The sequence below is a fragment of the Brevibacterium linens genome (assembly GCF_003999335.1).
In the GTDB taxonomy this organism is placed as follows: Bacteria; Actinomycetota; Actinomycetes; order Actinomycetales; family Brevibacteriaceae; genus Brevibacterium; species Brevibacterium linens.
In genome coordinates this window covers 3,716,241-3,734,393 of sequence record NZ_CP026734.1, presented here as the reverse complement: position 1 = coordinate 3,734,393, position 18,153 = coordinate 3,716,241, and the positions used below count along the sequence as shown (strand labels likewise).

12 protein-coding genes are annotated in these 18,153 nt (G+C 66.6%); 6 read left to right on the top strand and 6 right to left on the bottom strand.

Annotation, left to right across the window (positions count from 1 at the left end):
* Positions 1-7 precede the first annotated feature (7 nt).
* Together CXR29_RS16815 and CXR29_RS16810 are read right to left on the bottom strand one after the other, a co-directional pair.
* Complete coding sequence (locus CXR29_RS16815; protein ID WP_127365162.1) at positions 8-1,768, bottom strand: thiamine pyrophosphate-dependent enzyme; 1,761 nt, start codon at positions 1,766-1,768, stop codon at positions 8-10.
* Between the two features lie 29 nt (positions 1,769-1,797).
* Entirely contained in the window at positions 1,798-3,129 is a 1,332-nt protein-coding gene (locus tag CXR29_RS16810; protein WP_127365161.1) for an MFS transporter, read from the bottom strand.
* A 225-nt stretch (positions 3,130-3,354) separates the two neighbouring features.
* On the opposite strand from CXR29_RS16810, the gene CXR29_RS16805 reads away from it, so the two are divergent.
* Positions 3,355-4,557, top strand: a complete 1,203-nt coding sequence (locus tag CXR29_RS16805) for an RsbRD N-terminal domain-containing protein (protein ID WP_127365160.1) — start codon at positions 3,355-3,357, stop codon at positions 4,555-4,557.
* 145 nt (positions 4,558-4,702) lie between these two features.
* Here CXR29_RS16805 and CXR29_RS16800 read toward each other — a convergent pair whose 3' ends face one another.
* Positions 4,703-5,797, bottom strand: a complete 1,095-nt coding sequence (locus CXR29_RS16800; RefSeq protein ID WP_127365159.1) for a DUF2332 domain-containing protein — start codon at positions 5,795-5,797, stop codon at positions 4,703-4,705.
* 367 nt (positions 5,798-6,164) lie between these two features.
* Between CXR29_RS16800 and CXR29_RS16795 the strand changes: the two genes are divergently transcribed.
* Complete coding sequence (locus CXR29_RS16795; protein WP_127365158.1) at positions 6,165-7,529, top strand: MFS transporter; 1,365 nt, start codon at positions 6,165-6,167, stop codon at positions 7,527-7,529.
* A gap of 9 nt (positions 7,530-7,538) precedes the next feature.
* Positions 7,539-8,954 (top strand): FAD-binding oxidoreductase, encoded by a 1,416-nt coding sequence (locus CXR29_RS16790; protein ID WP_127365157.1) that lies wholly within the window; start codon positions 7,539-7,541, stop codon positions 8,952-8,954.
* Positions 8,955-9,034: 80 nt separating this feature from the next.
* Here CXR29_RS16790 and CXR29_RS16785 read toward each other — a convergent pair whose 3' ends face one another.
* Positions 9,035-9,919, bottom strand: a complete 885-nt coding sequence (locus CXR29_RS16785; protein ID WP_101554900.1) for a LysR family transcriptional regulator — start codon at positions 9,917-9,919, stop codon at positions 9,035-9,037.
* A gap of 133 nt (positions 9,920-10,052) precedes the next feature.
* On the opposite strand from CXR29_RS16785, the gene CXR29_RS16780 reads away from it, so the two are divergent.
* The gene (locus tag CXR29_RS16780; RefSeq protein WP_101554901.1) at positions 10,053-10,967 is read left to right on the top strand and encodes a DMT family transporter; all 915 of its coding nucleotides are present in this window, start codon (positions 10,053-10,055) and stop codon (positions 10,965-10,967) included.
* 61 nt (positions 10,968-11,028) lie between these two features.
* Here the strand turns inward: CXR29_RS16780 and CXR29_RS16775 are convergent, their stop codons facing one another.
* On the bottom strand, positions 11,029-12,048 hold the full coding sequence (locus CXR29_RS16775; RefSeq protein WP_101554902.1) for a siderophore-interacting protein: 1,020 nt from the start codon (positions 12,046-12,048) through the stop codon (positions 11,029-11,031).
* 222 nt (positions 12,049-12,270) lie between these two features.
* Here CXR29_RS16775 and CXR29_RS16770 point away from each other — a divergent pair, with 222 nt between their 5' ends.
* Together CXR29_RS16770 and CXR29_RS16765 are read left to right on the top strand one after the other, a co-directional pair.
* Positions 12,271-13,251, top strand: a complete 981-nt coding sequence (locus CXR29_RS16770) for an ABC transporter substrate-binding protein (RefSeq protein ID WP_164742861.1) — start codon at positions 12,271-12,273, stop codon at positions 13,249-13,251.
* 31 nt (positions 13,252-13,282) lie between these two features.
* Positions 13,283-14,638: a D-serine ammonia-lyase gene (locus tag CXR29_RS16765; RefSeq protein ID WP_127365156.1), complete on the top strand. Its 1,356-nt coding sequence runs from the start codon at positions 13,283-13,285 to the stop codon at positions 14,636-14,638.
* A gap of 90 nt (positions 14,639-14,728) precedes the next feature.
* On the opposite strand, the gene CXR29_RS16760 is transcribed toward CXR29_RS16765, so the two are convergent.
* A complete protein-coding gene (locus CXR29_RS16760) occupies positions 14,729-18,133 on the bottom strand; it encodes a hypothetical protein (RefSeq protein ID WP_241241509.1) in 3,405 nt (1,134 codons plus the stop codon).
* Positions 18,134-18,153: the final 20 nt, after the last annotated feature.

Sequence of the window (18,153 nt, the reverse complement as noted above, 5' to 3'; positions counted from 1 at the left end):
AGAGCTGTCAGGCGGTCTCGTCGGCGGCCGGAGGCATCGTCGCCGGGTCGATGAGCACATGGATGAGGGCGGGCCCGTCGTGGGCCAAGGCCCGGTCGAGCGCGGCTGCGAAGTCCTCGGTGGCCTCGACGCGCTCGCCGTTGCCGACCATTCCCGCACCCGTCGCAGTGCCGTCTGCTCCCGGTGGAACAGAGCCGGAGACCCTCGCCGAGGCGACCCCGGAGCTGCCGAGATCGAATGCCGACATCCACGCCGCGAAGTTCGGGTTGACCATCCGCGTGCCCGAGGGCCGCCCGGGATAGTGGTTCTCCTGGTGGGACACGATCGTGCCGTACACACCGTTGTCGACGACGATGATGAGCGGTGTCCCGCCGTGGGCGAAGGCCGTGGCGATCTCCTGGCCGTTCATGAGGAAGTCCCCATCGCCGCAGATCGCGACCGCACGCCGTTCCGGGTACGCCAGAGAGGCCGCCACTGCGGCGGGAACGGCGAGGCCCATCGCCCCGTTGCGGGCTCCGACGAGGCCGGCCGGGCGCTCATGCCGGATGAACCGGTGCCCCCAGATCGTCGCATTGCCGGCTCCATAGGTGAGGATCGCATCCCCGCCGAGGCGGTCATCGAGAATCCCGAACGCCACCCCGAGATCGACCCCGGCACGGTTCGCGTTCTCCGGTGCCGCCTCGGCGTCGGCGCGGTGCGCGGCGAACCGGGACTGCACGTCGGCACGTGACTGCATCCACTCATCCGTCCGAGTCCCGCGCAGCTGCCCGGGATCGCGAGCGCCACCGGCATCGTTCCTGGTCAGGGCCTGCGTGAAGGAATCCGGGGAGGCAATGATGTGCTCATCGATGCGCCCTGCGTGCTGGGTGGCCTCCATGTCGAGGGAGACGAGCACGGTTTCGGCGTCGAAGCCGATCGTGTACCCGTCGCTCAAGACGTCGGACCGGGTGCAGCCGACGAAGACGACGAGGTCCGCCTCGGCGAAACCGGCCGCCACGGCATCGGCGCGACCGTAGCCGAGCCAGCCGGCCCACGCCGGCGAGGAATGCGGAATCGCATCGTAGGCGCGCCAATCGCAGAAGATCGGCACCCCCGCCGAGGCGGCCAGACCGGCCAGCTCAGCGCCGCACCCGTTGTGCCACCCATCCCCGCCGAGGACGAACGCGGGACGCTCGGCCGCCGCGATCCGAGAAGCCAACCCGTCGATGACGGCGGGGGCCGGGGTCGGTGGGGCCACCTCGGCGAGTGTCGGGGTGGGGGACTCGGTGAGACGGACGAGGACGTCTTCGGGCAGGCCGACGACGACGGGGCCGGGGCGACCGGAGGCGGCGATGCGCAGGGCGTCGGCGGTGATCTCACCGGAACGGGCCTCGTCATCGATGGTGAGCACGCGCTTCGCCGTCGAGGAGAACCATTCGGGCAGGCTGAACTCCTGGAAGGATTCGCGGGATCGATCGTTGAGGGGGACGAGGCCGACGAAGAGGACGAGCGCGGTCGCGTCCTGCCAGGCGGTGTGGACGGAGATCATCGCATTCGCCGCCCCGGGACCGCGGGTGACCATGGCGATTCCGGGACGGCCGGTCAGCCGGGATTCGGCCAGCGCCATGAACCCCGCACCGCCCTCCTGCCGGCACACGACGGTCTCGATGTTCGCGTCATACAGTCCGTCGAGGACGTCGAGGTAGGACTCGCCGGGGACCGCGTAGACGCGTTCGATGCCCGCGCTCTCCAGGGTGTCGACGATGAGGTGGCCGGCGGAACGCGACATCGGGTGTCCTTTCGGGGGTCGAACGGTTCTCAGTGCTTGAAGCCGGGCAGATCGACGCTCAGCTTCGGGGCGATGGCGCCGGCGAAAGCGGTGAACAGGGACAGGAAGGCGAGCATCGCGGCGGCCGGCCACCAGTGATCGCCCGCCGAGGCGACGAAGCCGGTCGCGAGCAGGGGGATGAATCCGGAGATCATGCCCGCGGCATTCTGGGACATGCTCACGCCCGTGTACCGGGTGGTCGCCGGGAACAGGCCGGTCATCACGGTACCCGAGGCCGCGTAGGGAAGGGACAGTGTGCCGACCGCGAGGGTCATGGCGATGACGACGAGTGCGGGGACCCCGGACTCGAACATGAAGAAGGCCGGAACGGCGACCACTGCCGAGGCGACACCGCCCCAGAGGATGACCCGGCTGGCACCGTACTTCGTGCCGAGCATGCCGCCACAGATCAGGACGAAGATCTCGACGGCGGCGGCGACCATGCTGCCGAGCAGCAGGAGCGAATCGTCATAGCCGAGGACGTTGACGCCGTACCAGACGCAGAATGCGGTGACGAGGTAGAAACCGCCGACGCCGAGGAGGGCTGCGGCCATGCCGATGATGATCTGCTTCCACGAGTCGCGGAAGGTCGTGGTGATCGGGCTCTTCTCGACCTCGCCCGACTCCTCCAACTGGCGGAAGACCGGCGACTCCTCGAGGCGGCTGCGGATGTAGACGGCGACGAGGAGGAGCGGGATGGCGACGAGGAACGGAATGCGCCAGCCCCACGAGTGGAAGCTGTCCTGGGACAGGATGAGGGTGAAGACGAAGAATCCGCCCGAGGACAGGATCGTGCCGATGGGCGAGCCGATCTGCGGGATCGCCGCATAGCGGGCGCGCAGGTGCAGGGGCGCGTTCTCGACGACGAGGGTCATCGCCCCCGACCATTCGCCGCCGACGAAGAGACCCTGGAAGATGCGGAGGAGGACGAGCAGGGCAGGAGCGGCGAACCCGATGGCCGCATAGGTCGGCAGCAGGCCGATGAGGCCGGTGACGACGCCGATGCCGACGATCGTGATCATGAGGACCCGACGACGGCCGACCTTGTCGCCCATGCGGCCGAAGATGAGACCGCCGATCGGGCGAGCGGCCAGACCCACACCGAAGGTCGCGAAGGAGGCCAGCGCGGCTGCGGTGGCGTTCTCGCTGGTGAAGTACTGGACATTGAAGATCAGGGCGGCCGCGGCCGAGAAGAGGAAGAAGTCGTACCACTCGAGGGCGGTGCCGATCAGCGCGCCGGCGGCCACCTTGTTCGCGTCCTTGATGCTCAGTTCTGTTGTGGCGCTGGCCTCGGCGGACGCCGTGGTTTTCTGCTCGCTCATAGTGTGCTCCGTTGAGGATCGGGACGCGGTCCGCGGCTCCGCCGGTCGGCGGCTGGGCCGGTGGGCCCATACGGGTCCGGTGTCGGTCGAGTCGTTCGGACCGGTCGCATTCGGTGGTGTGTGACCGGCAGATATCGACCTTACCGAGTGTCGTACGTCTCTTTCCAGACACATTTGTCGCCGAACAGGACAGCAGGATTGTGCATCTGCACATATTGTGGGGTGATGACTGCCTATCGTGACCGCCGACTCCGCGATCGTCCGCTTCCGGGAGACGCGGCCCGATGGCTCGAGCTCCTCGATGCCCTCGACCTCGACGAGCTGACCGATCGCTTCATGGCCCGTGTCGTCCGCGTTCCCGGCTATGATCCCGCGCCGATCCCGGTCTCGGAACTTCGTCGGACCGGGCGTGATTCGTTCCGTACCCTCATCGAAGGACTGCGCGCAGGAGGATTCGACGGGCCTGTGACTGTCTCGACGGAGGTCGGGGTCTCCCGGGCCCGGGCCGGCATCCCGCTCGAGGCGCTGATGACGGCGATCCGCCTCGACTTCAGCGTGCTCTGGGAGGTGCTCACTCGGGTGGCGACCCAGGACGATGCGGAGTTGGTCATCCGCCACACGGGCATCGTGCTGTCCACGGTCGACGAATACGTCTCCCAGGTCCAACAGGCCTACACGGCCGAGCTCGCGCGGATGCGGGCCGAGGAGTACTCGGTGCACGCCGGCCTCATCGCCAGTCTGTTCGAGGATCCGGACCCGACCGGCGAACGACTGTCGACGATCGCGACCGGGCTCGGTCTCGACGTCGACTGCCCGCTGCTCGTCATCGCTGCCACCGGGGACGATGTCCGGGCCCTGCGGGTGATCATCTCCGATCATGTCCGCGCGGGCGGAACCATGTTCGCGCACCACCTCGGCGAGGTTCTCATCGCCTTCACGCAGGCTCCAGAAGGCGTGGGCCATGTTTCCGATCCCGGCGGGGGCGGAGTCGGTCATTCGCTGGGGGCGCTCGCCGGCAGGATCGCCGAGGCCAGGGTGGGGTACGTCCGCGCCGAAGGAATCGGGGCCCTGCGGCGGTCGGCGTTGACCGCGCGTGACCTCGCCGACGTCATCGCCGCTGATGAGACGTCTGCGATGACATGGAGGCGCGGATGGGCACGGTTGGCCGCTCGGTCGCTCAATGCCGCGGGCAACCCGATCCTCGCCGATGTCGAATCGGCGTTGGGTGAGTGCGGGCCGGTCGAGCGAGAGCGTCTCATCGAGGCGGTGCAGGTGTATCTGGCGACGGGGAGCATCGGCGCGTCGGCCGAGCGGCTGTTCTGCCACCGCAACACTGTGGCCAATCGCCTGCGCCGTTTCGCCGACCTCACCGGCGTCGACCCGATGATCCCCGCCGAGGCGGCCCGCCTCGTCGTCGGTTGGGCGTGAGCGGGGCGGGGCTTGCAGCGCAACAACTGCTTCAAAGTGTGTGCGCGCAGCATTTGCGTTATGCGCCTGCACGTTGAGCCAGCTGGTGTGCACGTGGGCGCGAATTCGGCACCATGTTGTGACTTGTTCGAAGCGGGTGGACCAATCAGCGGGCCTGTGACAGTCCGGTGAAGCTCTGCCCGTGAGGACCGGTCAGGGCGAGAGCTCGGCCGTCGACGCTGAGCACGAATCGCCCATCGGGCTCAATCCCGAGTGTCTCGAGTTGCGCGCGAGTGTCAGGGAGGACTCCGGCTCCCTCATTGCTGATCCATACGACGTCGTCGCGTGATTGCATGAGGGCGGCGAAGCGGGCACGTGCCTCGGCATCGACATAGGCGAGCACCGCACTGTGGAAGACGACCGGCTGGGTTCCGGAGGGCACTTCGGCGAGCAGAGATTCGACGGTCTCAAGCAGGTCGCCGCGGACGAGGTGCGGGGGATCGGCAGCTGCAATCGAGGCGGCGGCGAGGAGGCGCGCCCGTCTCGCCTCATGCTCCGGCCAGATCAGCGACGTCAGCCATTCCCGCTGGTCAGCGTCGGTGATATCGAGAGGATTGAGATCGACTCCGGCCCGCCACGCCACCTCGGGGAGGTGTTCCGGCACCGTGGTGTTCGCCAGTGCGCATTCGAGCAGGACCGGGCTCGGACCCTCTGGCGGGTCGAGCGTCACCGACTGCTCGAACTTCGCACCGGACGTCCCGGGAGCAGAACGATCGGTGGCAACTGCGCCTCCGTGAGCGGTCCGATCGTCGGCTGCGGTGCGTTCGGCCGCCTCGGTGACGGTGAATCTGTAGCTGTAGCGGTCGGGATCGAGGCACAGACCCGCCGAGGCTCCGACCTCGATGAGCGCAAGCGGTCCGGGGATCTGCGCGAGCACCGGCAGCAGCGTGGCGCAGCGGCCGGCCTCGTTCGTCTGCGTGGACCGGGCGAGCATGAACTCCCGGATGTCGTCCCAGTGTTCGAGCAGCCACGATCGCAGCTGAGCATAGGAACCCTCGCCCGCACCGAGGTGGCGCGCCGCTGCGAAGAGGAGGTTGGCTTGGCGCTTCGGTCGGGGCAGTTCGAGCAGGAGCGAGATGACCGCGTCGTCCGCGGCCACTCCCTCGGCCCACATGGCGTAGATCGGGGAGGTGCCGGCCGCTTCGAGGCGGGCGAACGTGCCGTAGTAGTCGCGCAGTGTCTCGGCCTCGAGCTCGGTCATCGGCTGCACTGCGGCTCCCCTTCGCAATCGGGTGGTCTGCACTCATCGTAACCGCGTCGCCGCAGCTGCACTCGCAACCGGACAGCGCAGCAACTGCTTCAAAGTGTGTGCGGCCAGCATTTGCGTTACGCGTCTGCACGTTGAAGCAGTTGGTGTGCACGTGGGCGCTGATTTGGCGCGGCGTCCCGGTATTCGGTACTTTCGGCGTGAACTCTAGGTCAGCCGTCTGCACTGTCGTAGTGTGTTGCCGTAGTGCGCTGGCTGCCGCGCCGATGCACCCGCAGCGAACCGCTGTCGCACGTCCGCGGCACGAGTCCGCGCCACCGCTGAGCCACCACAGTGGCCCGACCTGATCGAAGGAGATCCCATGTCATCCGAGGTGAGCCCGCCGACCAGCGGACAGACCCCCGCCGATTCGGCTCTCGAGAAGAGGACCCTGCGCAAGGTTCTCATCCGCCTCATCCCGTTCATCATCGCGATGTACTTCATCAACTACCTCGACCGGACGAACCTCGGCATCGCCGGACCCGGCGGCATGAACGAAGACCTCGCGATGAACGCGACCCAATTCGGGTTTGCGGCAGGCATCTTCTTCTTCGGCTACCTCATCCTCGAGGTGCCCTCGAACCTCGCTCTGCACAAGTTCGGCGCACGCATCTGGCTCGCCCGCATCCTCATCAGCTGGGGCATCGTCGCGGCGGCCATGGCCTTCGTGCCCAACCACGGGTGGCTCTACGTCCTGCGGTTCCTCCTCGGCGTCGCCGAGGCGGGATTCTTCCCCGGCATCATCCTCTACCTCACCTACTGGTTCCCGACCTCGATGCGCGCCCGGGCCACGGCCCTGTTCATGCTCGCCATCCCGCTGTCCAGCGTCGTCGGCACTCCCGTGTCCTCGTGGCTGATCTCCAGCGGAAACGCGATCTTCGAGAACTTCGCGGGCTGGCGCTTCATGTTCATCATCGAAGGTGTGCCCGCGATCCTGCTGGGCATCATGTGCATCTTCTACCTCACCGACCACCCACGGGACGCGAAGTGGCTGAGTGCCGAAGAGCGCAACTGGCTGCAGTCCACGATGGACGCCGAGGAGAAGAGCAAAGAAGAGACCTTCCACTACCCGGTCCGCCGCTCCCTGCTGCAGCCACGCGTGTGGGCACTGTCCTTCGTCTACTTCGGCATGGTCTACGGCCTCTACGCCATGAGCTTCTTCCTGCCCACGATCGTCTCCGGCTTCCAGGAGACCTTCGGTGTCGAATACTCGATCGTCGAGATCGGCTTCATCACGGCCATCCCCTACCTCTTCGGTGCCGTCACCATGTACTTCTGGTCCCGCCACGGCGACCGCACCGGTGAGCGAGTCTGGCACGTGGCCCTGCCGCTGTTCGTCGGCGGAGTCACGATCCCGATCGCGCTCTACCTGTCCTCACCGTTCACCACGATGATCGCCGTGACCATCACCTGCATGGCCATCTGCGCGGCCCTGCCGACGTTCTGGCCGCTGCCGCAGACCTTCCTCGCCGGCGCCGGTGCCGCCGCAGGTCTGGCGCTCATCAACTCGCTGGGCAACTCGTCCGGGTTCTTCGCCCCCTACATCACCGGTTGGCTCGCTGACCTCACCGGCACTCAGAACGCCGGCATGTGGGTCGTCGGAGCGGTCATGGTGGCCGCCGGAATCGTCACCCTCATCCTCAAGGCGGCGCCCGCACCCGATAGTGTGAAATCCCCGTCGAACTGAGGAGCCTCCTTGTCCACTGCCACACCATCGGAAACCGTCCAGTTCACCGACCTCATCGCCCGACTGAGCCCGGGCGCGCTGACCACGGACCCCGATGTCATCGACGCCCACTCCAGCGACGAAGCCCTGTTCTGTCCGCGGGAAGGGGCGATCGCCCTGGTCAGGGCCGCCTCGGCGGAAGACGTCCAAGAGGTCATGGCCTTCGCCAGCGCACATCGGGTGCCGGTCGTCCCGCAGGGGGCGAGGTCCGGGATCTCGGGAGGCGCGAACGCCTCACCGGGAGCGATCCTGCTCAACGTGTCGAAGATGAACGACGTTGTGGCCGTCAACGAGGCAGAACGCCTCGTCACCGTCCAACCGGGCATTATCAACCAGGACCTCAAGGACCACCTCGCCCCGTTCGGACTGTCCTACCCGCCGGATCCCGGATCGGTGGCACTGTCATCGATCGGCGGGAACATCGCCACGAATGCCGGCGGACTCTGCTGCGTCAAATACGGTGTGACCAGGGACTACGTCCGATCGCTCACAGTCGTACTCGCCGACGGGACCATCACCACCCTCGGCCCGCAGACGGCCAAGGGCGTGGCCGGACTCGATATGCGCCATCTCTTCATCGGCTCCGAAGGCACCCTGGGCATCGTCGTCGAGGCGACGCTGCGTCTCGTGCCCGCCCTGCCCGAGCCGTTCACTGCGATCGCGACCTTCCCGGATGAGCGCAGCGGACTGCAGACCGTCGCCGACTTCATGGCCGGCGGCGGGGTGCCGAGCCTGTTCGAATTCCTCGACGGGGCAAGCCTGCGCATGCTCAACGACTACGGCGACTTCGGCCTCGACGGTGACGCCGGTTCGATGCTCATCATGCAGGTCGACGACAACCCGACCGATGCGGAAGCTGCAATGTCGGCCTTCACCGAGGTGGCCCAGCGCTGCGGTGCCCTCGACGTCGCGTACTCCGACGACCCGAGCGACTCCGCGGCACTCATCGCCGCGCGGCGGATGATCCAGCCGGCCTATGAGAAGTTCGCCACCGTCCACGGTGGCGGTCAGCTGCTCGACGATGTGTGCCTGCCGCGGACCGCCGTGCCCGAGTTCTGCGACCGGCTGGCCGAGCTGCGGGCCTCCTCCAGGCTCGAGATCGCCCTCGTTGCCCACGCCGGTGACGGCAATATGCACCCGTCGGTGTTCTTCGATTCCTCGGACGCGGTCGAGACGGGGAGGGCCGAGGACGTGTTCGCAGAGATCATGCGCGTGGGCCTCGAACTCGGCGGCACGATCACCGGCGAACACGGGGTCGGGTTCCTCAAGCGGGCCTGGCTGCCGAACGAACTCGACGAAGGGTCACGACGGATCCAGATGGCTGTCAAGAACGCGCTCGACCCGCTGGGCATCCTCAACCCGGGCAAGATGCTCGCCGAGATCTGAGGGCAGCCGGGCCGCCGTCGTAGGGCGCATGTGCCGGCTCGCGCCCCAAAAGCGGAGGGGCTCGGCCGTCTGGCCCCTCGTCAGCTGGTGGCGAGTTCGCACAAGGCCGTGACCGCATCCTCGATGAGGTCCTGCTGCGGGTGGCCCGGATCGCTGATCGCGTGGATGAAGCGGATCGGTTCGGGCGCTGCCAGCGGGATGATGGCCACCCCGGGTGGCAGGGGTTCGACACCGAGCCGAGGCAGCAGAGTCAGACCCAGGCCCCGACTGACCATGTGCAGGGCCGTGACGAAGCTGTGCGCTTCGTGTTTGAAGTGCACTCGCACTCCCGCGCGGGAGCAGGCGTCGAAGAGAATCGTCCGGCACGGGCCGTCCCCGGTGTCATTGTCGATCCAGGGGTATCTCTCCAGCTCACTGAGGCTCACCCCCGCACGATCGGCCAGCGGATGGTCATCCGGCACCGCGACCACATACGGATCCGCGGTGAGGAAGTGCCCCTTCACCTGCGGTGGAAACTCGGGGTTCTTCGATTCCGAGATGATCACCTGCAGATCGGAGTGGAACTCGTTCCACGGCCCCTCAGCCAGATTGAGCTGCACCGTGACGTCGGGGTGGCGGTTCTCGAGATAGACGACGAGTTCCGGCAGCCACCGAGTCCCCGCCGTCGCGAAATACCCGATCGACAGGCGTCCGATTCGATTCTCATGCAGCTCCGAGATGCGCTGCCCGAGGCGCCCGGAACTCTCGAGCACGGAGTCCACGTCAGACATGATCGCCCCACCGGTGTCGGTCAGGCACAGACCGCGTCCCTGTCGCTGGAAGAGCGTCAGCCCCGTCTCCTGTTCGAGGAGTTTGAGGTGATGGCTGACTGCGGACGGGGAGAGGTCGAGATGCTGCGCTGCGGAACGGACTGACCCGGTGAGTGCGACCGATTTGAACGTTTTCAGATGCGCGACGTTGTACACAGTTGAACCGTACGCATATCACGTACAGTCGTGCAATTGTGTGCGCTTTTCTTTCATCGTGAAGAGACGAATAATCATCCTTATGAACAGATCAGCGCTCAGTACTCCAGTCGCGAGTCCCAGTCCCCGACAGATGACGGCTCCCCGCGTCCTCCCGTGGATCGCTGCCCTGCTCACCATGACCTTCTGGGCGTCATCCTTCGTCGTCATCCGCGATGCCGGCGAAGCGTTCTCGCCCGGTCCGATGGCGCTGCTGCGGGGCGCGGCCGCAGCCGTGGTGCTCTCCGTCTGGATGCTCTTCCGCCGCCCGAGGTTCCCCTCCGGCAAGGTCGTCTGGCTGATCCTAGCCCTCTGGGGCATCGCCTGGTTCTCCGCCTACGTCGTCGTCCTCAACGCCGCAGAGCGGTCGATCGATGCCGGAACCGCCTCGATGATCGTCAATATCGCACCGCTCATCATCGCCGTCTTCGCCGGCCTCGTCTTCGGAGAGGGGCTGCCGAAGCGTCTGCTCATCGGCATCTTCGTCTCCCTGCTCGGCATCGGGATGATCACGGCAGCCAGCTTCACCGGCTTCTTCACGGTCGGCGGTCTTATCCTCAGCCTCGTTGCCGCGGTGCTCTACGCAGCCTGCGTGCTGCTGCAGAAGCACTTCCTGTCCGGGGAGGACTCGGTGACCGTCACCTGGATGGGAATCCTCATCGGTGCACTCGTCAGTCTCGTCTTCGCCCCCGGCCTCATCGACGAGGTGGCCGCGGCACCCATCGAGATGACGCTTCAGGTCGTCTACCTGGGCGTCGTTCCGACCGCTATCGCCTTCAATCTCTGGGGATATGCGCTGAAGTTCCTGCCGGCGGGACTGCTCAGTTCGTCGAGCCTCCTCGTCCCCGCCATCGTCGTGGTGATGGCCTGGCTCGTTCTCGGGGAGGTTCCGCCTCCGCTGGCAGCGCTCGGCGGTGTGCTCTGCCTGGGAGGTGCGGCCACTGCGATCGGGCCGCAGATCGTGCGGGCTCTGCGGCGGTCACCGGCTCAGGCCCAGCTTCAGGCCTGAACTCAGGGTTAGCTTCAGCCTTGGTATCGGCCCAAGTCTCACTCCTAGCGGTGACCGCGGCTCAGCCTTCGGCCTTGCCCTGACGCCAGTAGCCCATGAACGCGATCTGCTTGCGGTCGACTCCGACTTCCTGGACGAGGTAGCGGCGCAGACGTTTGACCGGCCCGGCCTCACCGGCGATCCAGGCATAGAAGGGACGCTCGTCCTTCTCTGTGGCACTCGAACTTCCCTGAGCCGCCTCGGTGAGGGCCGCGGGAACATCCCAGAGGATCTCCTCGTCGATGTTGACGTCGTCGAGTTCTCGGGCCGGACCATCTGTGGTGCCCGCTGACCCTGCCGATCCGGCTCCGACCTCGGCGGGGATCCGGGTCTCCGAACGGACCGCCTCGCGGACGGCGGGTTCGAGCAGCTGTCCGAATTCGGCCTCCCCGCGCGGCAGCCATTCGATCTCGAAGCCTGCGGGAGCAGTCATGTCGATGATGTCCTCGGCGCTGGGGACCTCGAGAACGGCTTTCCCTCGGGCCCGGCTGTCCTTGAGCGAATCGAGGATCGAGGCGATGGCGGGTACGGCGGTCTCGTCGCCGGCGAGCAGGATCTGGTGGGCATCGCCGGGGGCGAATTCGATCCCGGCGCACGGAGTCTCCGAAGTGCGGGAGGGGCCGATGATGTGGAGACGGTGCCCCACCTCGGCGGCCTCGGCCCATTCGGCTGCCGGGCCCGAATGGCCGTGCTCATCGGTGTGGAGGACCATGTCGATGACGAGTCGGCGGTCGGCATCGTTCCATTCGCGCACGGTGTAGGTGCGCATCGCACCGCGCTCCTCGGGGCTGACCTGCAGCCAGGCCTGGTACCAGGACACCCCGGCGGCTTCCTGCTCGGTGAGGAATGCCGGCAGATCGAACTTCGGTGCGGCGGAGCGTTGAGGCGGGATGACGAGTTTGATCCGCAGATCACGAGGGTGGGTGTTCGGGCCGAAGTCTTCGAGTCCCGCACCCCCGAACGTCACCCGACGGAAGGACGGGCTGAGATCGTCGACGGCGAGGACCTCTGCTTCGAAGGCGCCGATGGGGGCTCGTGACACTGATACTCCTTCGCATCCTCAGCGACCACGTGGTCGTGAGGTCGTCCCCGCGGGGACGCGTTCTGTTCGTGTGTGCAGCTGTCGTGGAAGACGGAACATCCGCAACGCTACTCTACTCTAATTTAGTAAGGCTAGCCTTTCCAAATAATGCTACGGTGGTCCCGGCGTCACTACAGGCGCACCAATTCCGTCCCCGCGGGGACGCTCACCGAAAGGCTCTCGATGCGTCGTCGTCAGCTTCTTGCCCTGTCAGTGCTCGCCCCGTTCGCCCTCGTCGCCTGCCGGGGCGAGGCCGACGGTGAGGCGGGAAGCGGTGCTTCCGGTGCTACTGACAGCGCCCCGAACTTCAGGTATTCGCCGGAAGGATATGACGGACTGACGATCGAACTCGACCGTCCGGCGAAGCGCATCGCCGCGGACTTCTATTCGGCGGCCGGCCTTGCGCAGTACGGAATCACGCCGGTCGCGGTCTTCGGCTTCGGACAGAACGAATCCCCCGGCAAGGCCTTCGACCAAGATGGCGTCGAGGTCGTGGGCACCGATATGGAACTCGATATCGAAGCCCTCGCCGTCGCCGAGCCGGACATCCTCGTCGCCTACGGCAATGAGACCGGCGACGGGTGGACGTGGTGGGACGAGAAGGTGAAGGGCCAGGTCAGCGAGCTCGTGCCCTTCGTCCCGGTCAAACTCGGCGGGCAGAGTCCCGACGCGATGTTCGCCCAGTATGCGGCCATCGCGAAGGCACTGGGCAAGGACACGGAGACCGGCGATATCGCGGACAAGCGCAAGGCCTTCGATGACGCTCGAGCACGCATCCGCACTGTGGCGAAGAAGCAGGACGATCTGACAGTTCTGCTGGCGAACTTCACCGCAGAGATCAACTACACCTCGAACTCCCTGGGCATCGCCGAGATGCTCACCGAAGATGGGCTCACCCTCGTCGGACCCGACGCCACGGGAGACAGCAGCTGGGCCGAAGTCTCCTGGGAGAAGATGTCGGACTACCCGGCCGACGTCGTCCTCGTCCACGACGCCTCGACCGACTACGAGGACAATCCGGTCTACAGACGACTGCCCGCAGTCGAGGCAGGACAGCTGGGCACCTGGGACGACAAACGCGCCTACACCTATGACGGCTACGCGACATGGCTGAACGAACTCGCCGATGTCCTCGAATCCGCGAAGAAGATCGTCAAGAACTGAGGCCCGCACCCTGCCGGGCTACGATCGGTGCATGACCGCACTGCCTGACGACCTCAGCACCGACGAGATCATCCGATCCCTGGCATCGGGCCGACCGACGACGTGGCTCCGCTCCACCCCCACCGAGGCGGCCCTGCCCGATCTCGGCGCGGTCATGGATTCCGCGGCGGCCCGGTTCGACTGCTTCGCCCCCTGGTTCGCGACGACCTTCCCGGAGACATCGACGGTCCCGGCCGAACTCGCCGAGGCGTTCCCGGAAGCCGGCGGCGGAATGATCGAATCGACCCTGATGCCGGCACCGGCGGCGCAGCGTCGCCTCGACGATCTGTTCGGATCCGACCTGGTCGGACGGCTGTGGCTCAAGCGCGACGACAGTCTGCCGGTGAGCGGGTCGATCAAGGCCCGTGGCGGCTTCCACGAGGTGCTCGAATTCGCCGAGGCGGTCGCCGCTGACCATGGCCTCGACGTACTCGATCCCGCCACCTATTCGAGTGTTCAGTTCCGTGAGATCGCCGCGAACCACCGCATCGTCGTCGGATCGACCGGCAACCTCGGGCTGTCGATCGGAATTCTGAGCGCTCGACTCGGATTCGCTGCGTCGGTGCATATGTCTGCCGATGCCCGGGAATGGAAGAAGACGATGCTGCGCGACCACGGCGTCGACGTCATCGAACATGTCGGCGACTTCGTCGAAGCCGTCGAAGCCGGCCGCGCCTCGGCGGAAACTGCTGCGAACACGCACTTCGTCGACGATGAGGACTCGGTGAGCCTCTTCGCCGGATACTCGGTGGCAGCGCTGCGACTGAAACGCCAGTTCGCGGCCGTCGGCGTGACCATCGATGATCGCAATCCGCTCACTGTCTATCTGCCGTGCGGAATCGGAGGCGGGCCCGGGGGAGTGACCTTCGGACTCCGACGTGTCTTCGGCACGGCGGTGCGCTGCATCTTCGTCGAACCCAGTCGGGCCCCAGCGATGTTCCTCGGCGTGCGCACCGGTCGGCACAGCGACATCTCCGTGCACGACATCGGGCTGTCCGGGGCCACTGCTGCCGACGGGCTGGCGGTTGCCCGCCCGTCACGCTTCATCGGACCGACGATCGGGCCGCTCATCTCCGGGTTCGCCGCGGTCCCCGACGAGGTCATCCGGGCAGGCGTCGGCGTGCTCCACGAGACCGAAGGCATCGATGTCGAACCCTCCGCAACCGCCGGGTTGACCATTCCGTGGCGGATGGGTGACGCGGCGGCCGAATCGGCGCCGGGCATCCACTTGGTGTGGCTCACCGGTGGGGCGATGGTCCCCGACGATGAGTGCGCCGCCTACGTCGATGAAGGACGAGGGCTCGTGGAACGGATCGGCAGCACCGCCTCGGCGATCTTCGTCGACTGAACCACGTGCTCCCGACTGAACCGCGTGTCGACCAGCGTGTCCCTGGACTGAACGGCGTGCCCCGGCTGGGGCCGGGCCACGCCGCGTCGGTCACCAGTCCCAGGGGTTGTCGCTGACAGTGATGACGATCTTGCCGTCGACAATCTCGGCGGTGCCGTTGAGGTCGAAGGACACGGTGTCATCGAAGGGTTCGGACTCGTCGAACATGTCGTAGGTGCCGGTCACGAGGGCCTCACCGGACGTGTTCGAGGAGATCAGCCACGCCGGACCGCCGTTCGGACCGGTCGCGTCCTCCGGGTTCGAGTACTGGTCGGCACCCAAGGAGTCATCGGCGACGGTCACCGTCGGATACGACGAGATCGACCAGGTGAGTCCGGTGGCGTCATAGCTTTCGGCCAGTGAGGATCCGAACGGGCACCCGTCGGGCTGGGCGACGGACTTCTTCGCGCAGCTGTCGATGAGGGTCTTGACCTGTTTGTCGACCTCGGTGCGGAACGCGTCCGAGGGGTGGGCTGAGAGCACCGGCGTCTCCTCGCCCTCCATGTTCGCGTCATCGCCGAGGAACGCCCGCACCTCGACCGCGTCGGCGGTGATGAGATCGGACTTCTCGGCCAGGTCGATCGTGTAGAGACCGGGGAAGGCCGGCAGGGACAGGGTCGACCCGTCGCTGTCGACGTCGATTCCGTTGACCTTGACCTTCTTGAGGCCGGGAGTGTCGACGGTGAGAGTGAGCAGGTCCGGGCTCTTGAGCGCCCAGTCGTCGAAGAACAGCGCCTTCTTCCCCGCTTTGTACAGGGTCAGGGTGCTGTTGCCCTTGGAACCGCCGACATCGTAGGTGACTGCGACCGTCGCCGTGTCTCCTGAGATCTCGGCGTCTTCGACGGTGACATCGTCGGGCAGTGCCTTCGAGCCGCCGAGGACGTCGTTGGTCAGCAGGGTGCGTGACTCCTGCGGAACGTCGACGTCAGCGACCTTGAGTGCACCTTCGGCGTCACCGTCGGAGAGCTCCGAGAAGTACTTCTCCACCGTCGCCTCGGGGCCGAACATGTGCCCGTTGAGCTGGGTGACGACGATGATCGCGGCCACGAGGAGGAGGGCGGCACCGCCGGCGACGACTGAGACGAGCTTCGCCTTCTTCTTGTCGAAGGGTTGGGCCGGACCCGCGTACGGCTGCGCGGCGTACATTCCCTGCGGAGCCGAGTACGACTGCTGGCCGGCCGAACCCTGCGGCCAGGCATAAGCCTGCTGGTCGGACGGAGTCGGAGGCGGCGGTGGACCCTGCTGCGGGCCTTGCTGCGGAGCGCCCGGGGCGGAGAACTGCTGGGGGCCCTGTCGCAGTCCCTGCTGCGGAGCGCCCGGATGACTGCCAGGTTGGCTTCCCGGATGGGCCTGCGGCTGACCCTGCCCCTGACCCTGCGAGCCGAACGCGTCCGGCGATGCCGGCTGGCCCTGATAACCGGCGGGCCCTTGCGGTCCGACTTCGCCAGGTCCGGGAGCGATCGGCGGCGGTGTCGGAGCTGCAGCCCGAGCCAGATCGGGATGGACGAACGCGAACTGCGGTTCGCTCATTCCCAGATACGGTCCCCAGTGCGGGTGCACCGTCCGCCCGGCGGCGATCCGTGCCACCGCGGGGAAGGTGAGGGCGAGACGTGGGCCGAGCGTGCGCGAGAGCACCTCGATGACCCCACCCCAGAGGGCGAAGATGAGGAAGGTCCAGGCCAACGGGCCGATCCCCGCACGAGCCGCACCGGAACCCCCGAAGAACATGGCCGCCTCGGCGGATCCGGACATCGACATGTTCGCGGGAATGGCCAGCAGCGACAGCAGGCCCCAGACGAGGCAGAACGCCACCGGCAGCTTCCACGCACTCGACCACTGCTGCTTGTCCTGCTCGATCACGGTCCAGGCCGGTCGACGCGTGACGGTGGCGACGACCGTGGCGATCAGCACGGTGACCGCAACGACGAGCAGTCCCAGCCACAGCAGGCCGGGAGCCTCGCGGCTGAACAGGGTGAGGCTTTCGGAGAAGGTGTCCGAGTAGAAGCCCAAGTCGCCCTGGGCGGTGGCGCTGATTCCGCCGAGGTGGGTCAGCGAGGTGAGGATGAGGCCCATGTTGACGAACGTCAGCGGGACCAGCTGGCCCGGCATCTCGACGGACAGCGGCAGGACGAAGAGCGCGACGATCGAGAACACGGCCACGGTGAGGGCCAGGTGGATCCAGGTCACCAGCAGAGGTGGGACGGCCCAGCGCAGGAATGGTGCACCGATCGCCTCGGTGCCCTTGAAATGCCCGGCGACCCGGCCGGCGATGCTCGTGATGAGGATGACGAGCAGCGGCAGGAAGAACGATCGGGCGGTGACCGCGGAGAAGGAGAAGGTGAACGATCCTTCCTCTTCGAGGGCGGAGGCGCGGGCGGCGAAGATGACCTGGAGGAGGAAGAGCACGAGCGTCATCGCCAGAGTCGCGACCCCGATGCGGATCCACGTGGACACCCGATTGGGCGCGGGGGATCGGCGTTCGCTGATCTTCGTCATCCACCACAGCAGACCCACAATGACGATGGTGACCACTAGAGGTGCTCCGGTGGTGAAGATGCTCAGCTGGGCATTGAAGCTGTCAGGGGCGTTGATGTCCAGGCGCAGCGCCGCCGAACCGAACAGCGACAGCGCCATGAGGATGAACGGCAGGGCGTAGTTGAGACTGTCGAGGTTGAGTCCGGTCTCCCCCGTCACGGAGTCGAACTCCGACATCGACGTGAGGATGGCAGTGAGGATGATGGAGACGATGATGCCGCCGAGGAGGGCGATCCCCGGTGGGATCAGCGCGGTTTTCCACGTGGATCCCTTCCCCAGCGCCGAGGCGAACTTCGACTTCGGTGCGTTCGCAGGGTAACCCGGTGGTGCAGGGTAGGGCATCGGACCGGATTGGCCGGTCGGGTCAGGGCCCTGCTGATGAGGGGCTTGCTGGTAGGGGCCGGAGCCCTGTGGGTAGAGCCCCTGTTGGTAAGCGTCCTGTTGGTAAGCGTCCTGTTGGTAAGGGCCCGAGCCTTGCAGGTACGCGCCCTGCTGATAGGCGCCCTGCTGGTAGGCATTCTGCTGGTCGGGGCTCTGCTGGTAGGGATCGGGTTGGTTGGTGCCGGGCCCTTGAGCGTACGGGTCGGCTGTCTGTCCGGCGGTGGGTGATCCGTCTTCGGGCGGTGCCCAGCGAGCGGTCTCCTCGGTGGAATCGGAATTGTCGGCCCCTGCTGAATCTGCAGAACCGATCGTTTCCGAGCTCTCGGCATCGGAGGCAGGATCGGAAGTGGAGTCGGGTCCGACAGAATCCATCACTTCGGTCGCGTCATCTTCCTGAGCCTGGGGAGAGTCCGGGGCCTCGGTGCCCGCCTCATCAGACGATTCGGGACTCTCCTGGTCCTCAGCAGCCTGGTCTTCGGCGGTCTGATCCTTCGGATCCTCGGCGGCGGTCGGTGTCGTCTCGTCGGATTCGTCGTGCATACCCAGTCCTCAAGTGCAGT

What these genes read in the sequence shown, in the direction of transcription:
- CXR29_RS16815 (WP_127365162.1), bottom strand. Translation starts at nt 1,768, where the DNA reads ATGTCGCGTTCCGCCGGCCACCTCATCGTCGACACCCTGGAGAGCGCG.
- CXR29_RS16810 (WP_127365161.1), bottom strand. Translation starts at nt 3,129, where the DNA reads ATGAGCGAGCAGAAAACCACGGCGTCCGCCGAGGCCAGCGCCACAACA.
- CXR29_RS16805 (WP_127365160.1), top strand. Translation starts at nt 3,355, where the DNA reads ATGACTGCCTATCGTGACCGCCGACTCCGCGATCGTCCGCTTCCGGGA.
- CXR29_RS16800 (WP_127365159.1), bottom strand. Translation starts at nt 5,797, where the DNA reads ATGACCGAGCTCGAGGCCGAGACACTGCGCGACTACTACGGCACGTTC.
- CXR29_RS16795 (WP_127365158.1), top strand. Translation starts at nt 6,165, where the DNA reads ATGTCATCCGAGGTGAGCCCGCCGACCAGCGGACAGACCCCCGCCGAT.
- CXR29_RS16780 (WP_101554901.1), top strand. Translation starts at nt 10,053, where the DNA reads ATGACGGCTCCCCGCGTCCTCCCGTGGATCGCTGCCCTGCTCACCATG.
- CXR29_RS16770 (WP_164742861.1), top strand. Translation starts at nt 12,271, where the DNA reads ATGCGTCGTCGTCAGCTTCTTGCCCTGTCAGTGCTCGCCCCGTTCGCC.
- CXR29_RS16765 (WP_127365156.1), top strand. Translation starts at nt 13,283, where the DNA reads ATGACCGCACTGCCTGACGACCTCAGCACCGACGAGATCATCCGATCC.
- CXR29_RS16760 (WP_241241509.1), bottom strand. Translation starts at nt 18,133, where the DNA reads ATGCACGACGAATCCGACGAGACGACACCGACCGCCGCCGAGGATCCG.